Annotated in this window: 3 protein-coding genes; 1 reads left to right on the forward strand and 2 read right to left on the reverse strand. The window is 60.1% G+C overall.

Annotated features, from left to right (window positions below):
• The first annotated feature begins 72 nt into the window (after window positions 1–72).
• Window positions 73–1,299, forward strand: coding sequence for a pyrophosphate--fructose-6-phosphate 1-phosphotransferase (locus ABX749_RS26195; RefSeq protein ID WP_145207117.1), 1,227 nt, complete (start codon window positions 73–75; stop codon window positions 1,297–1,299).
• Window positions 1,300–1,369: 70 nt separating this feature from the next.
• Here ABX749_RS26195 and ABX749_RS26200 read toward each other — a convergent pair whose 3' ends face one another.
• Window positions 1,370–2,968 carry a PP2C family protein-serine/threonine phosphatase gene (locus tag ABX749_RS26200; RefSeq protein ID WP_372898603.1) on the reverse strand — a complete coding sequence of 533 codons (1,599 nt, stop codon included), beginning with the start codon at window positions 2,966–2,968 and terminating at the stop codon, window positions 1,370–1,372.
• Between the two features lie 399 nt (window positions 2,969–3,367).
• Window positions 3,368–3,570 (reverse strand): enoyl-CoA hydratase-related protein (locus ABX749_RS26205; protein ID WP_372898604.1); only part of this gene is annotated, 203 nt, incomplete at its 5' end.

Consider the following 3,570-nt stretch of genomic DNA (forward strand, 5'->3'; position numbering starts at 1 on the left):
GAGGGCTCGCGCCCTGCCGCCAAAAAATGCTTCGCAGCGCAACCTTTCATTGGTCCAACCGAGAAGCAAGCCATGACAGTTAAGAAGGTAGGCATCCTGACGGCAGGCGGACTGGCGCCCTGCCTTTCTTCGGGCATCGGCGCCCTGATCGAGCGTTACACCGAATCGGCTCCGGACGTGGAGATCGTTTGTTACCGATCAGGCTACAAAGGCCTGCTGCTGGGCGACAGCTTCGTGGTCAACCAAAACGTACGCGACCACGCGGCCCTGCTGCACGAACGCGGCGGCAGCCCGATCGGCAACAGTCGCGTCAAGTTGACCAACGTTGCGGACTGCGTCAAACGAGGCCTGGTCCAAGAAGGCCAGGACCCGCTGGAAGTCGCAGCGGAGCGACTCAAGCAAGACGGCGTCGACGTGCTGCACACGATCGGGGGTGACGACACGAACACGTCGGCTGCCGATCTCGCGGCGTTTCTGAGAAAGAACGGCTACGAATTGACGGTCGTCGGGCTTCCAAAAACCGTCGACAACGACGTGATCCCGATCAAGCAAAGTCTGGGTGCGTGGACTGCCGCCGAACAGGGCGCCAGGTTCTTTGAAAACGTGGTGGCCGAGCAAAACGCCAATCCACGGATGTTGATCGTGCACGAAGTGATGGGCCGCAATTGCGGCTGGCTGACTGCCGCGACGGCGCTCAAGTATCGCAAGCTACTCGATCAGATGGAATTCCTGCCCGACGCCGGACTCAGCCGCGAGCGCGATGAAGTGCATGGCGTTTATATCCCGGAAATGCACTTCGACCTCGAACAAGAAGCCGCACGCCTTCGCACCATCATGGATGACATCGATTGCGTCAACATCTTCATCTCCGAGGGTGCCGGCGTGGATACGATCGTGGAAGAAATGCAGTCGCGTGGCGAGGAAGTGCCCAAGGATGCGTTCGGCCACTACAAGCTGGACGCCGTGAACCCCGGAAAGTGGTTCGGCGAGCAGTTTGCCAAGATGATCGGCGCGGAAAAGACGCTGGTGCAAAAGAGCGGTTACTTCAGCCGCGCGGCACCCGCCAATGAAGAAGACTTGGCATTGATCAAGCGTTGTGCCGACAAGGCCGTCGAATGTGCCCTGGCGGGCCAAGGCGGTGTGATCGGCGAAGACGAGGAACGCGGCGACGAGCTACGGGCGATCGAATTCGAACGGATCCGCGGCGGCAAACCCTTCAACAAGGACGTGCCCTGGTTCCGCGACCTGCTCGACGCGATCGGCCAACCCCACGACACCGAAGCACTGCAGCCCCAGTGAATCGGCCAGTGAGTTGGCTCGTGAATTGGCCAGTGACGCATCACCGATGCAAACACCCGCATCGGTGACGTCATTGTGGTTGATCTGGCGAGTTCGCTTTTAGCACGACCGCCGTCATGTCGTCGTTCTGGGGATCAGGGGCCGAGAATGCCTTGGCGTCGCGGCACAGCGCTTCGATGATCTCGCCGGCCGGACGTCGGCGATTGGACCTGACCAGATCCAACGCCCGCTTCATGCCGTAAAGCTCATCTTCATCGCCTGCGGCTTCGGGAATGCCATCGGTCAACAGCAGAATCAGTTGCGACGGTTGCAACATGATCGGCACCGAGGTCTCGATCACCGCGTCGTCGACCAAGCCCAACGGCAGGCCGGTGGACTCGAGTGTTGTCACTCGGCCGTCGGCGTCCAACAAGTGACTTTGATGTCCGGCACCGGCGTAGACGAACGACCGGTCCGCTGGATCAAAACGACCCAAAACCAGCGTCACAAAGTAGCCGTCGTCAAAGTCCGGGGCCAACAACTTGTTTAAACGTGTCAAGATTTCACCGACGTCCGAGTAGGTTTCCGCCAGTGCTCGCAGATAGGCGCAGGTTTCCGTCGCCAACAACGCCGGTCCTGTTCCATGACCGCTCACGTCTGCAACGACGATTCCCAGACAACCGTCCGGCATCTCGATAAAGTCATAGAAGTCGCCGCTGGTGACTTCCGCGGGATACGATAAACCGGCGAGTTCAAAGCCGGGAATCAGGGGCACGGAGCTGGGAAGCAACCTCTGTTGGATCGCCCCTGCCAAACGAAGCTGCGCTTGGCTCTCCAAGTTCTCTTGTTCGGCTTTTAAACGAGCGTGGCGTTCGGCGAAGGTGGTCAAGCGGACCTCTTTTTCCCTCAATTCCTCTTCCGCGTTCAGACGGCTCTCGACCGCTCGGCGATGGCGCCGCATGCCCGTGGCGATTCCCGTCAATCCGATCACCCAGAGCAGACCGTGCCCGGTGCAAACCGCGATGGTCTCCTTCGTGCCCGCGTCCCAGAGCGGTTGCATGGGCACCGACACACTGATGCCTCCGCGGATGTCTCCCACTTGGTAACCCTGCTCGGCGTGGCACTCCAGACACGTCTGTTCGGTCACCAATGGCCGCATCAATCGAATGTAGCTGCCGCCGGGCAGTCGCTCCAAATTGCACACCTCGGCGTCGCCGGCGTCCAGCAACCGAAGCGCTTCGGCTTCCCAAGGGTCGGGCGCGTTGAGGGGGTTGATCGGCCTGAGACTGGTCAGATGGCTGCGGACGCCATACGCTTCCGCTTCCATCTCGTAGACCTGGCGCGTCGCGGTGGCCGGATTGATCAGTGTCAATGTCCCGCGCGGCGTGCTGACTTCACGTCGCGAGCTGCCGGCGAGGTAGACGTTTGGCCGGGTTTCGCCGGTCACCCAAACATACACACCGCCATGATCCGCCAACCAGCGGCGATAAACCAAGTCCTTCTCGTAAGCGGTCTCGGCGTTCTTGCGGCCGATCTCAAAGATGTTCTGTCGCTGTTCGTGAAGACTCCAGGCCAGCGAGCACGCCGCTGCCGCGGTCCACATCCCCACCAAGCCCCAAAAATGCGTACCGAATCGTATCGCGTGGGAGTCACGCGTTTCTGCGACGAGCACGGTGTTGCTGGCCATCATGATTGCGGCCCTCGATCATCTGATGCGGAACCCCTGCCAATCTGCGTCGATGATGACGTGACGCTCTTGGGCTGCGGATCTCATCACAACCGACGGAGAACCCATTATACCCGAGCCGCGTTCAAATCGGCACCGCTCGCGTCAATACGACACAGAGCAACGTTCGACCTCGAACGCAGGCTGATGCCCAATACCGCAAAGCGAAGACAAGTAGGGGTGCCTGGACGCTTGCGGGATGTCGATTTAGTCGATGCGCTGAATTGAGCGCGAAGACCTTAGAGCGACGCGTGAGCGAGGAACGCCGCGTGGCCCCGTGCTGACGCATGGGGGCTTAAATCGACAGCCCGCTCGCGCGAACCGGTTGAGACCAAACGATTGTCAGTTGTTTGGCATCTGCAGTTAAGTTCGATACTTCCCGAACTCCGGTTTGCGCTTCTCCTTGAAGGCTTGCACACCTTCTGTCGATTCCTCGGTGCCGTAGAACAGCTTGACGGTTTGCAAGCCCATCGCGGAAAGGCCGCTGATGTGAGCGCTGTCGGCGTTCATGGAGTACTTGGCGATTGCCAGCGCCGTGGGACTTTTTTCCAAGATCTCCTGGCACC

The organism is Stieleria sp. (assembly GCF_041595215.1).
GTDB lineage: Bacteria > Planctomycetota > Planctomycetia > Pirellulales > Pirellulaceae > Stieleria > Stieleria magnilauensis.

Bases quoted from the DNA above. Each gene is read 5' to 3' on its own strand.
- ABX749_RS26200 (WP_372898603.1), bottom strand. From the start codon at position 2,968: ATGATGGCCAGCAACACCGTGCTCGTCGCAGAAACGCGTGACTCCCAC.
- ABX749_RS26195 (WP_145207117.1), top strand. From the start codon at position 73: ATGACAGTTAAGAAGGTAGGCATCCTGACGGCAGGCGGACTGGCGCCC.